General features: G+C 63.6%; 16 protein-coding genes. 5 read left to right on the top strand and 11 right to left on the bottom strand.

Annotated elements, in window-relative coordinates:
- Window positions 1-199 precede the first annotated feature (199 nt).
- Window positions 200-1,372, bottom strand: a complete 1,173-nt coding sequence (locus U5A52_RS02095) for a porin (protein WP_321933665.1) — start codon at window positions 1,370-1,372, stop codon at window positions 200-202.
- A gap of 220 nt (window positions 1,373-1,592) precedes the next feature.
- Window positions 1,593-1,808, bottom strand: a complete 216-nt coding sequence (locus U5A52_RS02090) for a TOBE domain-containing protein (RefSeq protein WP_321909508.1) — start codon at window positions 1,806-1,808, stop codon at window positions 1,593-1,595.
- A 299-nt stretch (window positions 1,809-2,107) separates the two neighbouring features.
- Between U5A52_RS02090 and U5A52_RS02085 the strand changes: the two genes are divergently transcribed.
- The 3 genes from U5A52_RS02085 to U5A52_RS02075 are packed head-to-tail and all read left to right on the top strand — an operon-like array spanning window position 2,108 to window position 6,791.
- A complete protein-coding gene (locus tag U5A52_RS02085; RefSeq protein ID WP_415773527.1) occupies window positions 2,108-4,960 on the top strand; it encodes a molybdopterin oxidoreductase family protein in 2,853 nt (950 codons plus the stop codon).
- Window positions 4,961-4,973: 13 nt separating this feature from the next.
- Window positions 4,974-5,840 (top strand): 4Fe-4S dicluster domain-containing protein, encoded by an 867-nt coding sequence (locus tag U5A52_RS02080; protein ID WP_321933661.1) that lies wholly within the window; start codon window positions 4,974-4,976, stop codon window positions 5,838-5,840.
- A complete protein-coding gene (locus tag U5A52_RS02075; protein ID WP_321933659.1) occupies window positions 5,841-6,791 on the top strand; it encodes a dimethyl sulfoxide reductase anchor subunit family protein in 951 nt (316 codons plus the stop codon).
- Window positions 6,792-6,845: 54 nt separating this feature from the next.
- Here U5A52_RS02075 and U5A52_RS02070 read toward each other — a convergent pair whose 3' ends face one another.
- From U5A52_RS02070 to U5A52_RS02035, 8 genes are all read right to left on the bottom strand, one after another.
- Complete coding sequence (locus tag U5A52_RS02070) at window positions 6,846-7,022, bottom strand: DUF1328 family protein (RefSeq protein WP_321933658.1); 177 nt, start codon at window positions 7,020-7,022, stop codon at window positions 6,846-6,848.
- A 225-nt stretch (window positions 7,023-7,247) separates the two neighbouring features.
- Window positions 7,248-7,544, bottom strand: coding sequence for a YciI family protein (locus U5A52_RS02065; protein ID WP_321909498.1), 297 nt, complete (start codon window positions 7,542-7,544; stop codon window positions 7,248-7,250).
- Between the two features lie 12 nt (window positions 7,545-7,556).
- Window positions 7,557-7,841, bottom strand: a complete 285-nt coding sequence (catC, locus tag U5A52_RS02060) for a muconolactone Delta-isomerase (RefSeq protein ID WP_158760386.1) — start codon at window positions 7,839-7,841, stop codon at window positions 7,557-7,559.
- A gap of 53 nt (window positions 7,842-7,894) precedes the next feature.
- Entirely contained in the window at window positions 7,895-9,226 is a 1,332-nt protein-coding gene (locus U5A52_RS02055; protein ID WP_321909497.1) for a short-chain fatty acid transporter, read from the bottom strand.
- 70 nt (window positions 9,227-9,296) lie between these two features.
- On the bottom strand, window positions 9,297-10,265 hold the full coding sequence (locus U5A52_RS02050) for a 3-hydroxyacyl-CoA dehydrogenase (RefSeq protein WP_321933656.1): 969 nt from the start codon (window positions 10,263-10,265) through the stop codon (window positions 9,297-9,299).
- A 2-nt stretch (window positions 10,266-10,267) separates the two neighbouring features.
- Complete coding sequence (locus U5A52_RS02045; protein ID WP_321909494.1) at window positions 10,268-10,969, bottom strand: SDR family oxidoreductase; 702 nt, start codon at window positions 10,967-10,969, stop codon at window positions 10,268-10,270.
- 46 nt (window positions 10,970-11,015) lie between these two features.
- Window positions 11,016-12,068, bottom strand: coding sequence for a cyclase family protein (locus U5A52_RS02040; RefSeq protein ID WP_321909492.1), 1,053 nt, complete (start codon window positions 12,066-12,068; stop codon window positions 11,016-11,018).
- Window positions 12,069-12,131: 63 nt separating this feature from the next.
- On the bottom strand, window positions 12,132-12,875 hold the full coding sequence (locus tag U5A52_RS02035) for an IclR family transcriptional regulator (RefSeq protein WP_321909489.1): 744 nt from the start codon (window positions 12,873-12,875) through the stop codon (window positions 12,132-12,134).
- Window positions 12,876-13,165: 290 nt separating this feature from the next.
- Between U5A52_RS02035 and U5A52_RS02030 the strand changes: the two genes are divergently transcribed.
- Both U5A52_RS02030 and U5A52_RS02025 read left to right on the top strand, forming a co-directional pair.
- Entirely contained in the window at window positions 13,166-14,488 is a 1,323-nt protein-coding gene (locus U5A52_RS02030) for an MFS transporter (RefSeq protein ID WP_321933655.1), read from the top strand.
- 139 nt (window positions 14,489-14,627) lie between these two features.
- Entirely contained in the window at window positions 14,628-15,437 is an 810-nt protein-coding gene (locus U5A52_RS02025; protein ID WP_321933653.1) for a DinB family protein, read from the top strand.
- On the opposite strand, the gene U5A52_RS02020 is transcribed toward U5A52_RS02025, so the two are convergent.
- Window positions 15,410-16,375, bottom strand: coding sequence for a LysR family transcriptional regulator (locus tag U5A52_RS02020; protein ID WP_158760378.1), 966 nt, complete (start codon window positions 16,373-16,375; stop codon window positions 15,410-15,412). The two genes, U5A52_RS02025 and U5A52_RS02020, sit on opposite strands and share 28 nt — an antisense overlap.
- Window positions 16,376-16,484: the final 109 nt, after the last annotated feature.

The raw sequence follows: 16,484 nt of genomic DNA, 5'->3' as shown, positions 1-16,484 counted from the left end.
GAGCAGAAGGCGAAGCCTGCGCTAACGGACTTGCATGACTGACGCGCGCGGGCGCAAGCATCGCAGGGTGAGTGTCTGCGCAACGATGGCGCGCTTGCATGACCTGGCGATGACACCGCCCTTATTCTTCGCAGCACAGCGGGCCGCGCTTTTCCCGCGCGGCCCGCTGCGACTTCTCGGTTAGCCGTTAAGCATGAGCTTAGAACTTCAGGCGCATCCCCGCCGCGACGACGGCTTGTGTATTGCTCGACGAAGCCGCGAGGTTATAAATCGACGCATTGCCGAGCACCGGAATGCCTTGCGCTCCGGAAACGCGCTGATACACGCCCTCCAGATACACATCGGTACGGCGGCTCAGCGCATAGTCGGCCTGGAGCATGAACTGGTTCCAGTGCGGCGACGCGTTGCCCTCTGCGCGACTGACCGAACCGTCCGTATAGGTATAGGACCCGCCCAGGCTCAGTTGCGGCGTGAGCGCGTAACGGCCGTTCAGTTCGAAGTTATTGAACGTCAGGTAGTCGGCGTCGAACGCGTTGAGCGAGCCGCCCTGGGCGATCTGCGTGGGTTCGGCAACCATCGTGCGCGTGAACACGAGGCCCACCTTGGCCGGCCCGATCGTATAGCTGCCGCCCGCGCCAAGCGTGCGGGTGCGCGCGGCCACGAACATCGGATCGTTGTCGGTGCCGCTGCCGGCGCTCAGCGCGCCGTTGGTGGTCGAGCCGGGCTCGTTGCCCTGGAAGTAGGCCACGGCCAGGTTGATCGGGCCGCCGTTCCACGAAGCGCCCATCGTGTAGGCGTTATTGTTCGAGAAACTGCCGCCCTGGTTGCTGAACGCGTAGGCGCCTTCCACCTGGAAGCCCGCGTAGGTTGCGCTGCGGAACTTGACGGCGTTGTTCATGCGCACGTCGTTGTTGAGGTTGTCGTTGTCGAACGGGTGCATCGCGAGGTTGCCGCCGAAGCCGGAGCCCGTGGCCGACATGGGCGCGATCATGTCCACGAGCGCATCGTACTGGCGCCCGAGTGTGAGCGTGCCGTACTGGTCGCTGCCTAGTCCCACCCACGCTTGCCGGCCGAACATATAGCCGCCGTTGGAGCCCTTGCCGTTGACGACCGAGAAGCCGTTCTCGAGGTCGAAGATCGCCTTGAGCCCGCCGCCCAGGTCTTCCGTGCCGCGCAGGCCCCAGCGGCTCGTGCTCACGTTGCCGGACTGCATGCCCCAGGTCGTGCCATGACCCGTGGAGGACTTCTGATTGCTGACGTAATCGAGGCCCGCATCGACCGTGCCGTACAGCGTAACGCTGCTTTGTGCGTGAGCGTTCGTGCAGGCGGCGGCCGCCGCGAGCGCGAGGATGTTCAACAACGCTTTTTTCATTTCGGTTCCGTAGAGAAGGAGAAATCTTCGTGTGTGGCGGAACCGGAAATTTAGGCGCGGGCAATGACGCAAACGTGTCGAAAATGGCCCTTAAAATGAAACTTCGTTTAGGTTCTTGATGCCTTCAGTTCATGGGACGCGTTAGGTTTCAAATGATGGTTGATAATTCAACCAAATAGCAGAGAGACGACGCTGACAGGCAGCCGGTCGAAATGACGCGTCAAGGCACTGAAAGGCTGACGTCAGACGATTTGACGATGGCAACGACCATCGCGCCGGCTTTCAGGCCGAGCTGGTCCAGAGTCCGGGTTTCGATGACGGAGGTGAAGATGCCCGCCGCCGTGGCGACATCGACCTCCGAATGCTCCGCTCCTCTGATGATGCCGACGATTCGGCCGGGAAACTGGTTGCGAACGCGGGGCGCTGGAATATCCATGATTCGCAAACGTATGGAGGTTGGGTGGCGAAGCGCTGGACCATACCGCGCTGCGTGGCTTTCAGGAAATCAGGGTTTCCCGCAGCAGGGTAAGCTTATCGAAACTATCGGATTTCGTGATGGCTGGTATCCGGAATGCAAAGTTGAGTAGTCAATCACACAGGCCTACCATCTCTAGCGCATAGATGGCGTGCCGTGGCGGTTCCCGGACACCCGTCAGTCGTTATTGGAGGCCTCTAGTGGACCACGGCGCCCGAACTCAAGACGAAAAGCTGGAAATCAAGACCACGACCTGCTACATGTGCGCGTGCCGCTGTGGCATTCGCGTGCATCTGCGCGAAGGGGAAGTCCGTTATATCGACGGCAACCCCGAGCATCCCTTGAACCAGGGGGTGATCTGCGCGAAAGGTTCGTCGGGCATCATGAAGCAGTATTCGCCGGCCCGCCTCACGCAGCCGCTCATGCGCAAGCAGGGCGCCGGGCGAGGCGAAGCGCAGTTCGAGCCCGTTTCGTGGGACGTGGCGCTCGAAACGATCGAGAAGCGTCTCGCCCATCTGCGGGCAACCGACCCCAAAAAGTTCGCGCTGTTCACCGGCCGCGACCAGATGCAGGCGCTCACCGGCCTTTTCGCCAGGCAGTTCGGCACGCCGAACTACGCCGCCCACGGCGGCTTTTGCTCCGCGAACATGGCCGCGGGCATGATCTACACCATGGGCGGTTCGTTCTGGGAATTCGGCGGCCCGGACCTCGACCGCGCGAAACTTTTCATCATGATCGGCACGGCGGAGGATCACCACTCCAATCCGCTCAAGATCGCCATTTCGAAGTTCAAGCGTGCGGGCGGCCGCTTCATTGCGATCAACCCGATCCGCACCGGCTACGCGGCCATTGCCGACGAATGGGTGCCCATTCGTCCCGGTACGGACGGCGCGCTGTTCATGGCGCTGATCCACGAACTGATCGAGGCCGACGCGTACGATCACGAATTCGTCAAGCGCTTCACCAACGCGGGCGAACTGCTGGACATGCGCACGCAGAGCCACACGTTCGGCCTGTTCGTGAAGGACGCGAACCTCCCAGAGGGCAATCCGCTGTTCCCGCAAAACCATCTGTGGTGGGACGAGAACACCGGCCGTGCGGTGCAGCATCACACGCCCGGCGCGCAACCCGCGCTCGACGGCCGCTATGTGCTCGACGACGGCACGCCGGTGGCGCCTTCATTTGCGCTGCTGCGCGAGCGCTTCAAGGAGACGACGCCCGAATGGGCGCAGGAAATCACAGGCATCTCGGCCGACACGATCCGCCGCCTCGCGAGCGAGATGGCGCAAACGGCGCGCGACCACAAGATCACGCTGCCGATTGAGTGGACGGACGCCTGGGGCGTGAAGCACGAAAGCGTGACGGGCAACCCCATCGCTTTTCACGCCATGCGGGGGCTGGCCGCGCATTCGAACGGCTTTCAGTCGATCCGCGCGCTCGCCGTGCTGATGTCGCTGCTCGGCACGATCGACCGGCCCGGCGGCTTTCGTCACAAGTCGCCGTATCCGCGCGCGGTGCCGCCATCGGCCAAGCCGCCAAGCAGTCCGAACGATGTCAAGCCGAATACGCCACTGCCGGCCGGGCCGCTCGGCTGGCCCGCGGCGCCGGGCGACCTCTTTATCGACGAAGCGGGCGAGCCGGTGCGTATCGACAAAGCCTTCTCGTGGGAATATCCGCTCGCGGTGCACGGCCTGATGCACAACGTCATCACGAACGCATGGCGAGGCGACCCGTACCCCATCGACACCTTGTTGATCTTCATGGCCAACATGGCGTGGAACTCGTCGATGAACACGAGCGAGGTCCGCAAGATGCTGACCGACCGCGGGCCGGACGGCGAGTACAAGATTCCGTTCCTCGTAGTGTGCGACGCGTTCCAGTCGGAAATGACGGCGTTCGCCGATCTGATCCTGCCCGACACGACCTACCTCGAGCGGCACGATGCGATGTCGATGCTCGATCGGCCGATTTCGGAGTTCGACGGGCCGGTGGATTCCGTGCGCGTGCCGGTGCTCGAGCGCACCGGCGAGTGCCGCCCGTTCCAGGAAGTGCTCGTCGAGTTGGGCAGCCGCCTGAAGCTGCCCGCATTCACGACGGCCGAAGGCGAGCGCAAGTACAAGGACTATCCGGACTTCATCGTCAACTTCCAGACCGCGCCTGATTCCGGCGTGGGCTTTTTGATTGGCTGGCGCGGCAAGGACGGCGACAAGGCGCTCGTGGGCGAACCCAATCCACGCCAGTGGGAGGAATACGCGAAGCACAACTGCGTGTTCCATTACACGCTGCCGGAAGAACTTCAGTACATGCGCGGCGTCAATGGGCCTTACCTGCAATTCGCCGTGGAGAAGGGATTCCGGAAGTTCGCAGAACCCATCCTTATCCAGCTCTATTCGGATGTCATGCAGAAGTTTCGCCTCGCCGCGCAGGGCAAGACGGATGCGCGCCAGCCGCCCGAACATTTGCGCGAGCGCGTCGAGCGCTATTTCGATCCGCTGCCTTTCTGGTATGCGCCGCTGGAACTCGCGACAACCGATCTCGAACGCTACCCGCTCGCGGCGGTCACGCAGCGCCCCATGGCGATGTATCACTCGTGGGACTCGCAAAATGCATGGCTGCGGCAGATTCACGGCGAGAACTACCTGTACGTGAATCCGCGTATGGCGCAGGAAAACGGCATCGAGGACGGTGGATGGATCTACGTCGAATCGCAGTGGGGCAAGGTGCGCTGCATGGCGCGCTACAGCGAGGCGGTCGAGCCGGGCACGGTGTGGACGTGGAACGCCATTGGCAAGGCCGCCGGCGCATGGAATCTTGGCCCGGACGCCAATGAGTCGCAACGCGGTTTCCTGCTCAATCACCTGATTACCGAAGAACTGCCTTTCGGCGACGGCCGGCGCGTTTCGAACTCGGACCCGATCACTGGGCAGGCCGCGTGGTACGACGTGCGTGTGCGTGTCTATCCGGCGGAGGCCGATGCCGATCACACACTGCCGCAGTTCGCGCCGATGCAACCGCTGCCGGGTTCGACCGGCACGGTTGGCCGGATTCAGGCGTATTTTGCGGGCGGTGGCAAGTTTGCCGCGCGTTTGCGTAATGTTGTGACAGGCAAGTAAGGAGGAATCCGAAATGACGCAAATGGCGTTGGTGATCGACCTGAACGTCTGTGTGGGGTGCCACGCGTGCGTGACGAGCTGCAAGGAATGGAATACCTCGGGGCAGGCGGGGAGTCTTTCGGACGTGCGCCCCTACGACGCCGATCCGTCCGGCACCTTCTTCAACCGCGTGCAGACCTATGAAGCCGGGGAGTTTCCGAATTCGGACACCATTCACTTCCCGAAATCGTGCCTGCACTGCGAGGACCCGCCGTGCGTGCCGGTTTGCCCCACGGGCGCGAGCTTCAAGCGCAAGGAAGACGGGCTCGTGCTCGTCGACTACGACAAGTGTATTGGCTGCAAGTATTGCTCCTGGGCCTGCCCGTATGGCGCGCGCGAACTGGACGAAGAGCGCAAGGAGATGACCAAGTGCACGCTGTGCGCGGACCGCATCTATAACGAGGCGCTGCCCGAGCGCGACCGCAAGCCCGCTTGCGTGCTCGCGTGCCCGACATCGGCGCGTATTTTCGGCGACATTCACGACCCCGAGTCGGATGCGTCCAAGGCGATTCAGGCGCGCGGCGGCTATCAGTTGATGCCCGAGTGGGGGACGAAGCCCTCGAACCATTATCTGCCGCGTGTGAAGACCGAAAGCAGTTGTGGCAGCGGTTCGTGCGGGTGCGGCGGTGGCGCATCGGTGGCGTCGCCGGTGAACATGCTCGAAGCCGGCGAGCCGATCAACCTCGCGAGCCTGGCGATCCGGCGCGGCACACCGGCCATGTCGCGCGATAAGCGACTCGACGCTCAACTGGATTCGGGCAAGCTGAATCTGGCCGCCTTTGCAACGCGAGTGAAGTCGCTATTCACGCGTGCGCGGCCGGTCGCGACGAAGGAGATTTGAATGAGACCCGCATTTTCGGTTGTTTTCCTGACCACGCTTTCAGGTGCGGGGCAAGGTCTGTTGATCGCGCTCTTTGGCGTCGAGTGGCTTGCGCGGATGCATCCCGAGTGGACGGCGTTGCAGGGAATCCCTCAGCCGTTCTATATCTGCGGTGCGGGGCTCGCGGTTGCGCTCGGTGCGCTGGGGCTCTTCGCTTCGGTCTTCCATCTTGGGCACCCGGAGCGCGCGTGGCGCGCGATCGCCATGTGGCGCACTTCGTGGCTTTCGCGTGAATGTCTCGCGCTGCCCGTGTTCCTCGCAACGACGTTCCTCTATGGTCTGGCGCACTGGATGCATGCACCGTGGTCGTTCACCATCGGCGCGATTGCCGCGCTTGCGAGCGTCAGCCTTTTTGTCTGCACGGCCATGATCTATGCGTGCCTGCGCTTTCTGCAGGAGTGGGCCACGCCGCTTACGCTGGTGAATTTCGTGCTGCTCGGCTGTGCCTCCGGCTTCACGATCGCAACCGCTAGTGCCGCGTGGCTTGCGCCCGGCGTCGTGCCGGGCCTCGGGTTCGCGGCAGGTGCGTTGATTGTGGCCGCCTGCGTGGCTCGCGTTGCCGCGCTCGCACGCAATCAACGTTTGCATCCGCGTTCTACGTTGCAAAGCGCCACGGGCATCAAGGCTGAGAAAATCAGGCAGATTTCGCGCGGCTTTACGGCAAGCGCCTTCAACTTGCACGAGTTCTTTCATGGCCAGTCCGACGCCGTGATGCAATGGGTCAAGTGGGGCTTTCTCGCGGGCGCATTTGTCGTGCCGCTGGCGTTGCTTTTACTGGCGCTGCATACGTCTTCCGCAACGTTGTTCGTCGCGGCGTGCGTTATTCAGTACGCGGGACTCGTTGCGGAGCGCTGGTTTTTCTTCGCGCAGGCGCGTCACCCGCAGAACCTGTATTACCAGCGTGCGGCCTGATGGGGCAAGAGGGCATCGGCACCGCCGATGCCCCGGTACGCGTTCACGCTCTGATCAATCGACTATTTTCTTCGTGACCACGAGCGCGATCACGAGGAATACCACGCACAGCACGACGAAGATAAAGAACAGGATCTTGGCAATGGCGGCTGCGCCGGCCGCCAAGCCTGTGAAGCCGAACAAGGCCGCGATCACGGCGATCACGGCAAAGAACAGGGCCAGCTTGAGCATGGTCGATTTCCTCCTCGCGTGAGAGCGCAGCCGTGTAGGCTGTGCTGCTGGATGGACTGACGGCGCACCTGCGCAGCAATCGATGTGCCCGAGCCGGATGGCGAATGAAAAACGGCCCGGCGTGTGGAGGTGCACGCCGAGCCAAAAACGGCGCTGCACAGGGGAGCACAGCGCCGTCGAGGGTCGATAGCGAACTTCGCGTTCGCGAGGAACTGCGCGTCGCGCTTACAGGTAGGAGGTTCCGTCGATATAGGCCTTGCGCCAGCGAACGATCTTCACGCTTTCGAACAGCCCGACATGCGTGAACGGATCCTGCGCGATAAAGCGCTCGGCTTCTTCGCGGGTTTCGAGGTCGACGATATAGATGCCGCCGCCCGCGCTGCTGCCGTCGTCGTTGAGTTTCGCACCGCAGGCGAGCAACAGCGCCTTGTTTTGCGCGAGAAATTCCAGGTGCGCGTCGCGCTCGCGCACGCGCACCTCGGCGTGGCCGGGCTTGTCGAACGTTTCGATGAGAAAGGGCATGGCGCGTTCCTCTTAATTGGGCACGATGGCCGAGGGGTGCTGGGCGAGCGGCGTCACGCTGATCTTCATGAACGGGAAGAGCGGCAGCGCGGAAAGCAGCGTATGGAGTTCGTCGTTCGATTCGACATCGAACACGCTGTAATTGGCGTATTCGCCGGCCACGCGCCACAAGTGGCGCCATTTGCCTTCTCGTTGCAGCTTCTGCGAGAACGCTTTTTCTTCGGCCTTCAGGGCGTCGGCGAAGGCGGCGTCGGTGCCGTGCGGAATCTGCACCTGCATGTGCACGAGATACAGCATGAATGGTCTCCGTTAAAGGTATGGGTTCAGGGGCAGGCTCGTTTCAGGTCCCGTCAGCCCCAGGCGAGAATCGCAACCGAATAAACGATGCCGATCCAGAACATCATGATGACCGTGTAGCCCATGATGTCCTTGAGTTTGAGCTTCGAGAGCGCGAGGGCCGGCAAGATCCAGAACGGCTGCACGAGATCGTTCCATGCGTTGCCGAGCATCACGGCCGTCGACGTATGGCCCACGGAGGCGCCGATCGTCTTCGCCGCTTCGATCATGAATGGTCCTTGAATGACCCAGTGGCCGCCGCCCGAAGGCGCGAAGAAGTTGATGACGAACGAGCTGATCAAGCCCCAGAACGGCAGCGTGGCCGGTGTGGCGACCTTCACGAACGCTTCGGAAAGCGTATTCACGAGACCCGACGACGCCATGATCGCCATGATGCCGGCGTAGAACGGGTACTGCAGAATGATGCCGCTGATCGTCCGAATGCCTTCGTTGAGCTTCTCCACATAACGGATCGGCGTGCCGAGCAACAGGATGCCGAGGAACAGAATGAAGAAGTTGATGAGGTTCAGGTCGATCGAGCCGCCCTGCACGAAGTGCAGCGCGACATAACCCATGCCGATCAGGCCGATCACATAGCTCAGAATGCGGCTGTTGTTCAGGCGGTTGGCGAGCGTGTTGCCTTCGTCGAGATCCACGCCGAGCGCGGCTGCCTTCTGCTGCTTCTCTTCCAGGGCGCGGTCGATCTCCTTGATCGGCTGGCCGGGCTTCGGGTGCAGCCATGCGTTCAGGAGCGGCAGCGTGATGATGGTCACGAGGCTCGTGATGAGCATGGTGGGCGAGAAAATCGTTTCGGAGAGCGGAATGACGCCCATTTGCGCTTCGAGCGGATGCCCCTTCGTCGAAATCAGCACGGGAATGCTCGCCGAAAGCCCGAGGCCGTAGAGCGTAAAGCCGCTATAGGCCGAAGCGATGATGAGCGGATAGTGCACGCCTTTCACACGCAGCGCGAGTTTGCGCGCGACGATTCCGCCCACCACGAGGCCGAAGCCCCAGTTCAGATAGCTGCCGATGCCGCCCACCAGCGTCGCGACAATGATCGCCATGCGCGGGTCGTTCACGCGTGCAACGACTCGGTTCAGGAAGCGGTCGGTGAGCGGCGCTGTGGCGAGCACGTAGCCCATTGCGAGAATTACCGCCATTTGCGTGGTGAACGCGAGCAGCGCCCAGAAGCCCTTGCCCCAGCTCGTGGTGAGGGCCGTGACGGCTTGCCCTTGCACGATCACGGCAAGCGCCATCGTCAGCAGCGTGAGGCCGATCGCGAACACGAAGGGATCGGGCAAGTACCGGCGCATCAGCTCGGTAAAGAAAGCGGTGACTTTCTGCATGGAAGTGTCTCTGTCTGAATCGTAATAGTTGTCGGGTCTCTTCGGCTCTCGGCGCGTGCGTTCGAGGCGCTTATGAGTCGTCGTGGCTTCGGGTCTTGCGATGGCGGGCGAGATGCATGAGCTGGCGGTCACGCCAGCCCACACGCTCGTCCCATTGATCGAGCGGCAGCGCCGCGCGTCTTGCGGCCTCGACCTGTGCGACGAGTTCAGGCGTCCACGGGTCGTGCTGGCCGCGTTCGGCGCCCATGCGTGCGTACGATGGGCCCATCTTCTGCGCATGCGAGGCGATGCCGCCGCGCGTGTTCAGATCGACGGTCTCGAACGGGCCGATCACCGACCAGCGCGGGCCGAGGCCTTCGCGCATCACGGTGTCGATGTCTTCCACCGATGCCACGCCGTCGCGCACGAGGCAATACGCCTCGCGCAGCACCGCGCCTTGCAGGCGGTTGAAGATGAAGCCTTCCACCTCGTGCTTCACGCGCACGGGCTTCATGCCCGCTTCGGCGTAGAGCGCGATGGCGCTCGTGGCTGCGGCTTCGGACGTGAAGGGGGCGGGCACGACCTCGATCACGGGCACGAGGTAGGGCGGGTTGCCGGGGTGAGCGACCAGGCAGCGCGCGCGGCCCGGCAGCGTTTCGTCCACGAATTTCGAAGCCGCGAGAAACGACGAAGCGCTCGCGAGGATCGCTTCGGGAGGCGCTGCGCGGTCGAGCTGCGCGAAGATCTCGCGCTTGAGTTCGGCGCGCTCGGGCGCGCATTCCTGCACGAGATCGGCTTCAGCCACAGCGGCTTCGAGCGTGTCGACAATCGCTACGCGCGCGGCGATCTCGCTCGCGCTTTCGTCGAGCAGGGCGTAGTGCGTGAGATCGCCAAGGCGCAGTGCAATCTCTTCAGGCGCGGCGGCGCGGCGCGCAGCGTCGGGATCGTAAAGCCGCACGCGCCAGCCGGCCCGCGCGAAGCAGATCGCGAACGCCACGCCAATGCTGCCCGCGCCGACAATGCCGGCGCGCCGCTGCGTGGGCGTATCTGGGGCCGTCATCGTCAAACCCCCGCGACGCCAACGGTCATGCCGCCGCATACGTAGAGCACCTGGCCGGTCACGAAGCCGCTGCGCGCATCGAGCAGATACGAAGCGGCGTGCGCGACGTCGTCGGGCGTGCCGACGCGCTTCACCGGTACGGCATTGATGATCGCCTCGGTGCGCGGGGCGCCGGGCGGATTGGCGCGGTCGAACAGTTCGGTGCGGATGGGGCCGGGGCCAATGGCGTTCGCGGTCACGCCGAACGCGCCCAGTTCGAGCGCCCACACGCGCGTCATGCCGATCAACGCGGCCTTGGTGGCCGAATAGGCCGTGCGCAACTCTTTGCCGAGCGCGGCGCGCGACGACATGTTGACGATGCGTCCAAAGCCCGCGGCCTTCATGCCGGGCAACAGCGCCTGCATGCACTGCTGGGCGCAGCGCACGTTCAGGGCCCAGGCGCGTTCGAGTTCTTCGAGCGTCTGGTGCTCGGCGTCGTTGGGCACGACCACGCCCACGTTGTTGATGAGGCGCGTGATCGGGCCGCCTTCCAGCGCGCGCTCGAGCGCGGCCGCCGTTGCCTGGGTGTCGGAGAGGTCGGCGATGATGCCGTCGCCCACGCGGTCGATGACGACGGCTTCGTAACCGTCGGCCTCGCAGCGCGCAGCGCACGCGGCGCCGATGCCGGCGGCGGCGCCGGTAATCAGGACTCTTTCTTTAGCCATGTTTTCTCGGGAATTCGGATAAAACAAAGGATTGCGAATTAGTTCGTCAAACCGTTGCAACCGGCGTGACGGGCGAGCCCATTGCACCCGGCAACCGCAGCGGCGGCGCAGTGAGCATGAACCGCGAGCGCTTGTGTTCGCGCAGCCACAAAGCGAGATCGCGCAAATACCAAAGTTCGCCCAGCGGCAGGCCGAGCTTGAAGAGGCAGTGGTGATGCAGCGGCATGAGCGGGTGGTCGCCAGGCGTGGCCGGCGCGCGCGCGGGATACCGTTCGACGGCGTAGTTGTCGGCGGCGAGCGCGGCGATGCCTGAGTCGGTGATCCATTGCAGCAGGCGTTCGTCGCGTCCGTCGAGTGCGCTGCAGTGGCTCGACAGAACGGCCTCGTCGGGCTGGCGGTTCATTTCGAGCACCATCTCCGCGAAGCCGGTGCGCAGCACGAGCATGTCGCCGCGCTCGACTTCCACGCCGTCCGCCTCGATCACGCGCATCAAATCGTCGTAGCCGACGGTGCGAAACTCGCGGCCAAAATGCGCGGCGAAATCGATCAGCACGCCGCGGCCTTGCATGCCCTTCACCGCAAGATGCTCGATGCCGAGCACATCGGCATGGCTATGCTCGCCGCCACAGGCGTGGGGCGCGAAGTTGTCTTCGGCGCGATATTCCATCGGGCCGACCACGTCCACGTTCGCGCGATAGCCGTTGTAGTAGACGCTCTCGGCCATACCGTCGCCGTTGGCGTCGAAGCGCGCGCCCACATGGGCGAGCGAATCCCACTGCGTGGAGTACTGGAGCGAGAGCAGCACCTGATCGTCGCTCACCACGTCGGTTGCGCCCGCAACGTTCCGCGCGAACGGGAAGTTCACATACGGGAGGCCGTCGCGAAAGGTGGGGCGCAGCACCGGCGGATGGCGGCGCACGTTGAGCTTGCTGTCACCGGGAAAGTCGAGCGGCAGGGAGAGCGTGAACGTGAGCCCGGCCCGAATTTCCTGCGCGCCCTTGAGCACCTGCTGCGCGCCGATGAGATTGGGGCGGCCCAATTGATCGTCGGGACCGAAATCGCCCCAGTTCGAGCCTTCCGGCCGGTTCTTCCAACGCATGCTTTTGCCTCCACTTCGGGATTTCCGCGCTCGCGCGACGCTACATCGGGTGCCCGAGGGGTCTCAGGCGGCGAGGAGCGACGGCGGGATTTGCGCGTACACCTCGAGCAGCGCCTTCACGGCGTTCTGCTCGTTGTTCAGAAGACGCGCCTTGGGCGCGCCGATGACGAGCGCAAACGCCTCGCCGTGAATCAGGAAACCGCGCGCGAGGCCGGCCACGTCTTCCACGCTCTCGCCCGTCGAACGATGCCAGCCGTCCGTCACGCCTTGCTCCACGTCGCGCTCGAACGCGGCGCGGTCAATCGCTGCTCCACTGGCCGAGTGCAACTGCGGCTCGACACTGTCGAGCAGTTTGCGGCGCGCGGCGGGCGCGAGCGCGCCGAGTAGCGCCTTGCCCGCAGCGCTCGCGATGGTCATGAAGCCGCCCGGCTCGTCGCTGTAGCGGATCTTCTGGCGTGACTCCATCACGTCGAGATAGACCACGCGGTTGCCCGCAAGCGTGGCGAGCGCGGCGGTTTCGCCAGTGGCGTCGCGCAACGCGGAAAGCAGCGGCTGGAACATCAGCGTGAGCGGGTCCTCACTGCAGATGTCGCGCGCCACGTGCAGCAGACGCTGCGTGGGGTAGTAGCCCGCCTTCACGCCCGGCGCGTACAGATAGCCTTTGGCCACCATCGTCTGCAACAGCGCGTGGCAGCTCGACAGCGGGATCTCGGTTCGACGCGCAATTTCGCTGTAGATCATCGGCTGCCGGACTTCGGCAAAGAGGTTGATCACGTCGAAGACGCGCACTGCAGTTTTCACATCCATGAGAGCATTATCGGCATACCGATAACCAGCTGACAATACGGTTACGGGTAAACCCCTAAGTCGCCGCAATCACGGCCCGCTCGGGCGGCGGGAGGGCTGAGGGTTATCCCTTGGTTGACGCTAGCGAACGACCGTTTCATAGTCCGCACCTTCTGGCGCTTTGTTCGATAATTGAAAGGTAGTTCGAAAGGCGAACGTGATCGCAAGGCACTTTCGAATCGAAAAAGCCCGGGAAACGGCGCGTTTCGCTCTGGAAACCGCCGCTCGAAATCGAAATCTGGAGACGTCTCTTGGCAGCAACCTCCCTCGACACCCAGCATCGCCAGGCTCGCAAGGCGGGCATCGCATCGTTCGTCGGCACGACGATCGAGTGGTACGACTTTTACGCGTACAGCACCGCGGCCGCGCTCGTGCTCGGTAAGCTGTTTTTCCCATCGACGAATGCGCTGATCGGCACGCTGGCCGCCTTCGCCTCGTTCTGGGTCGGCTTTCTCGCGCGCCCGATTGGCGGCATCGTGTTCGGCCACCTCGGCGACAAGGTGGGCCGCAAGAAAACGCTGATCGTCACGCTCATGCTGATGGGCGGCTGCACCACGCTCATGGGCCTTTTGCCCACGTACAACCAGGTGGGCGTGCTCGCGCCGGTGCTGCTGATCCTGCTGCGTCTCACGCAGGGCATCGCCATGGGCGGCGAATGGGGCGGCGCGGTCGTGCTTTCCTCGGAACATGCGCCCAAGGGCAAGGAAATTTTCTATTCGGCGTTCGCGCAGCAGGGCTCGCCCGCGGGCAATCTGCTCGCCACGGTCGCGTTTCTCGTGATTTCCATGCTGCCTGATCACCAGTTCATGACCTGGGGCTGGCGCGTGCCGTTCCTGATGTCGGCGGCGCTCGTGGCCGTGGGGCTCTTTATCCGCATGAGCGTGGACGAGTCGCCCGCCATGAAGGAGTTGCAGGCAAAGAACAAGGTGGCGAAGCTGCCGATCGCCGAAGTGCTGCGTCATCACAAGGGCCTGGTGGCGATGGGCGTGGGCGCCTGCGTGATCGCGCTCTCGGCCACTTACTTCAAGACGACGTTCGCGCTTTCGTGGGCCGTGACCTCGATCGGTTTCGACCGCACGCAGTTCCTGAGCGTCATCACGTTCGCGATTGTCGTGCAGTTGATCGTGCAACCGTTCGGCGCGGTGCTCGCCACGAAGATGGACCTCAAGAAGGCCATCATCTACATGCTCGTGCCCGAGATCGTTGCGCTGCCCCTGATGTTCTCGATGATCGCCACCGGGTCGACGAAGCTCGCGATGATCGGCATGGCGCTCGCCTCGATTCCGCATTCGCTTTACTACGCGGCCATGGCGGGCATGCTGGCGAAGGCTTTCCCCGCGCAGGTGCGCTACACCGGCATTTCGCTCGCTTACCAGATTTGCGGCATGGTGTTCGCGGGCACGACGCCGATTCTCGGCCAGTACCTGTTGAGCGCCACGGGCAGCATTCTTTCGGTGGTGGCGCTGGGCGTGGTGCATGTGCTCATCACGCTGGTTTGCGCGCTGATGCTGGTGGCGCGCATGCAGGGCGAAGGCACGCTCGAATCGCAGCAGGTGGCGACTGAGCGGGTTTGATCTGCTGAATACCGGTGATGCGTGGCTGGCGGGGCGCGGGCGATTGGGTCCGCGCCCCGTTTGCGTTTGATTACTTGCCTTTTCGCGTTTTGTAACGTATCGTTTTGATACGTTACAAAACGAGCTATTAGGAGGCAACGTGCATTCACGCTTCGATCGTTTCAAGGCAACCCCGCTCGCCAGCCAGCTGGAAGCCTTGATCGACGCGCCTGGGCGCTATGTGGAATACGCGGTGCTTTCGCGCGTGGGTGTGGCCGCGATTGCCGCGGTGGCGGAGGAAATCGCGCAGAAGTTTCCGGAAATCGGCGAGGACACCACGGCGCGCCAGTACTGTGGCGCGTTGGTGGCGGAGGTGATGCGCCGCCACGGCCACGAAGTCGCACAGGCGCGCGGCCGTGTGAGCGGGGCGCTGTTCAGCTATGGCGCGGTGTTCAGCGCTCAGCCGGTCGTCTTGCCGTTCGAAGCGGTGATCGAAGCGCTCGCAACCATGCCAGAGCGCTTTGTTGCGCTCGTCAAGCGCGTGCCCATGAACCTGTGGGGGCGCCGGCCAAAGGGCACGGGCTTCTCGCTGCTCGAACATGCATGCCACTTGCGCGATCTCGACGCCATTTTCGCCGAGCGGTTCAGCGTCGTGCGCAAGGCTCAGCTACCGGAAATCGCATCGGTGAACGGCACGACGCTTGCCGAAGAGCGTGACTATCTGCGCCAGGATCTCGTCGCCGCAATGGGCGAATTCAGCGAAGGGCGGCGCCGTCTTTGCGCCTCGCTCAAGCGCCTCACGCCTGAACAACGCCTGCGCTGCGGGCTGCGCGACGGTGTACGGCGCATGACGCTGGAAGAGCTCGTGCGCGAACTGCTCGACCACGACCGTACGCACGGTCTGGAACTGGAAGAACTCGAAAGCGAATTGCAGGAAGAGGTTCACCCCCGCGCCTTCTCCGCCTCCTGATACAACTCGCGGAGCGACTGCCCAAAGGTGGCATCGACATCGCGCAGCACGCCCGCGCGCGTGAACATGGCGACCGGCGGCAGCGTCCAGTCGAGCGTGTACGGCACGATGGCCACGCCCGCGAAGTGCACGAGTTCCTCGGCAATATCGGCGGGCACGATCGACACGGCGTTCTCGTTCGTGCTGATCATTTCGCCGATCAGCCGCGACGTGTAGCTCTCCACGATCGGCACGGGCGGCGCCACGCCCGCGTGCAGGAAGAGGTCGGAAATCTGCTCGCGAATGGGCGTGTGCGGCGCGCCCAGTATCCAGTCGAGTTCGACCAGCTTTTCCCAGTCGAGCTTGCCGCGCGCAAGCCGCGCCGCGAGCCGCCGGCTCGCGATGAGCCGCGGCTTTTGCTGATGCAGCACCTCGAAGCGCAACTGCGAGACATCGACGGCGGAAGACGCGCGGCCGATCACGATATCGAGCGTATGGTCGCGAAGCTGCGGCAGGAGCGCGTCGCTCGTGCCTTCGTGAATCGTCATGGTGACGCGCTGCGGCAGCCGCGACTGCGTGAGGCGAATGGCGGCGGCAAGCGTGCGCCCCGAGACGAACGGAATCACGCCCACGTGCACGCGCGTGGCGTGCCCGGCCACCACGGCTTCGATGTCGCGCGCGAGGTGGTCGAGGTCGTGCAGCATGGCCTGGGCGCGCGCGAGCACCACGTTGCCGAGCGCCGTGGGTGTCATGCCGCGCGGCGTGCGGTCGAAGAGCGGCGCGCCGAACATGCTCTCCATTTCAGCCAGCGCGTTGGTGACGGCGGGCTGGCTCGTCGCCATGTGTTCCGCCACGCGCGTGAGCGAACCGTGCTGGCGGATCTGCAGGAGCAGGACCAGATGGCGCATTTTCAGGCGCGTATTCAACCGCCTCGTCACGTCGTCAATGCTGAAAGACACGATTCCCCAGGGTATTACGAAAAAATGATGGCCCCATACTAAATCAAAATGGACACGTTATGAGGGCTCTCTAGAATCGCCTCATTCGAACACGCCAGGCCGCGCCAGC

The organism is Paraburkholderia sp. J8-2, from assembly GCF_905220195.1.
Classification (GTDB): domain Bacteria; phylum Pseudomonadota; class Gammaproteobacteria; order Burkholderiales; family Burkholderiaceae; genus Paraburkholderia.
The sequence above is the reverse complement of the archived record's forward strand: the minus strand, read 5'-3'. Positions and strand labels throughout refer to the sequence as shown.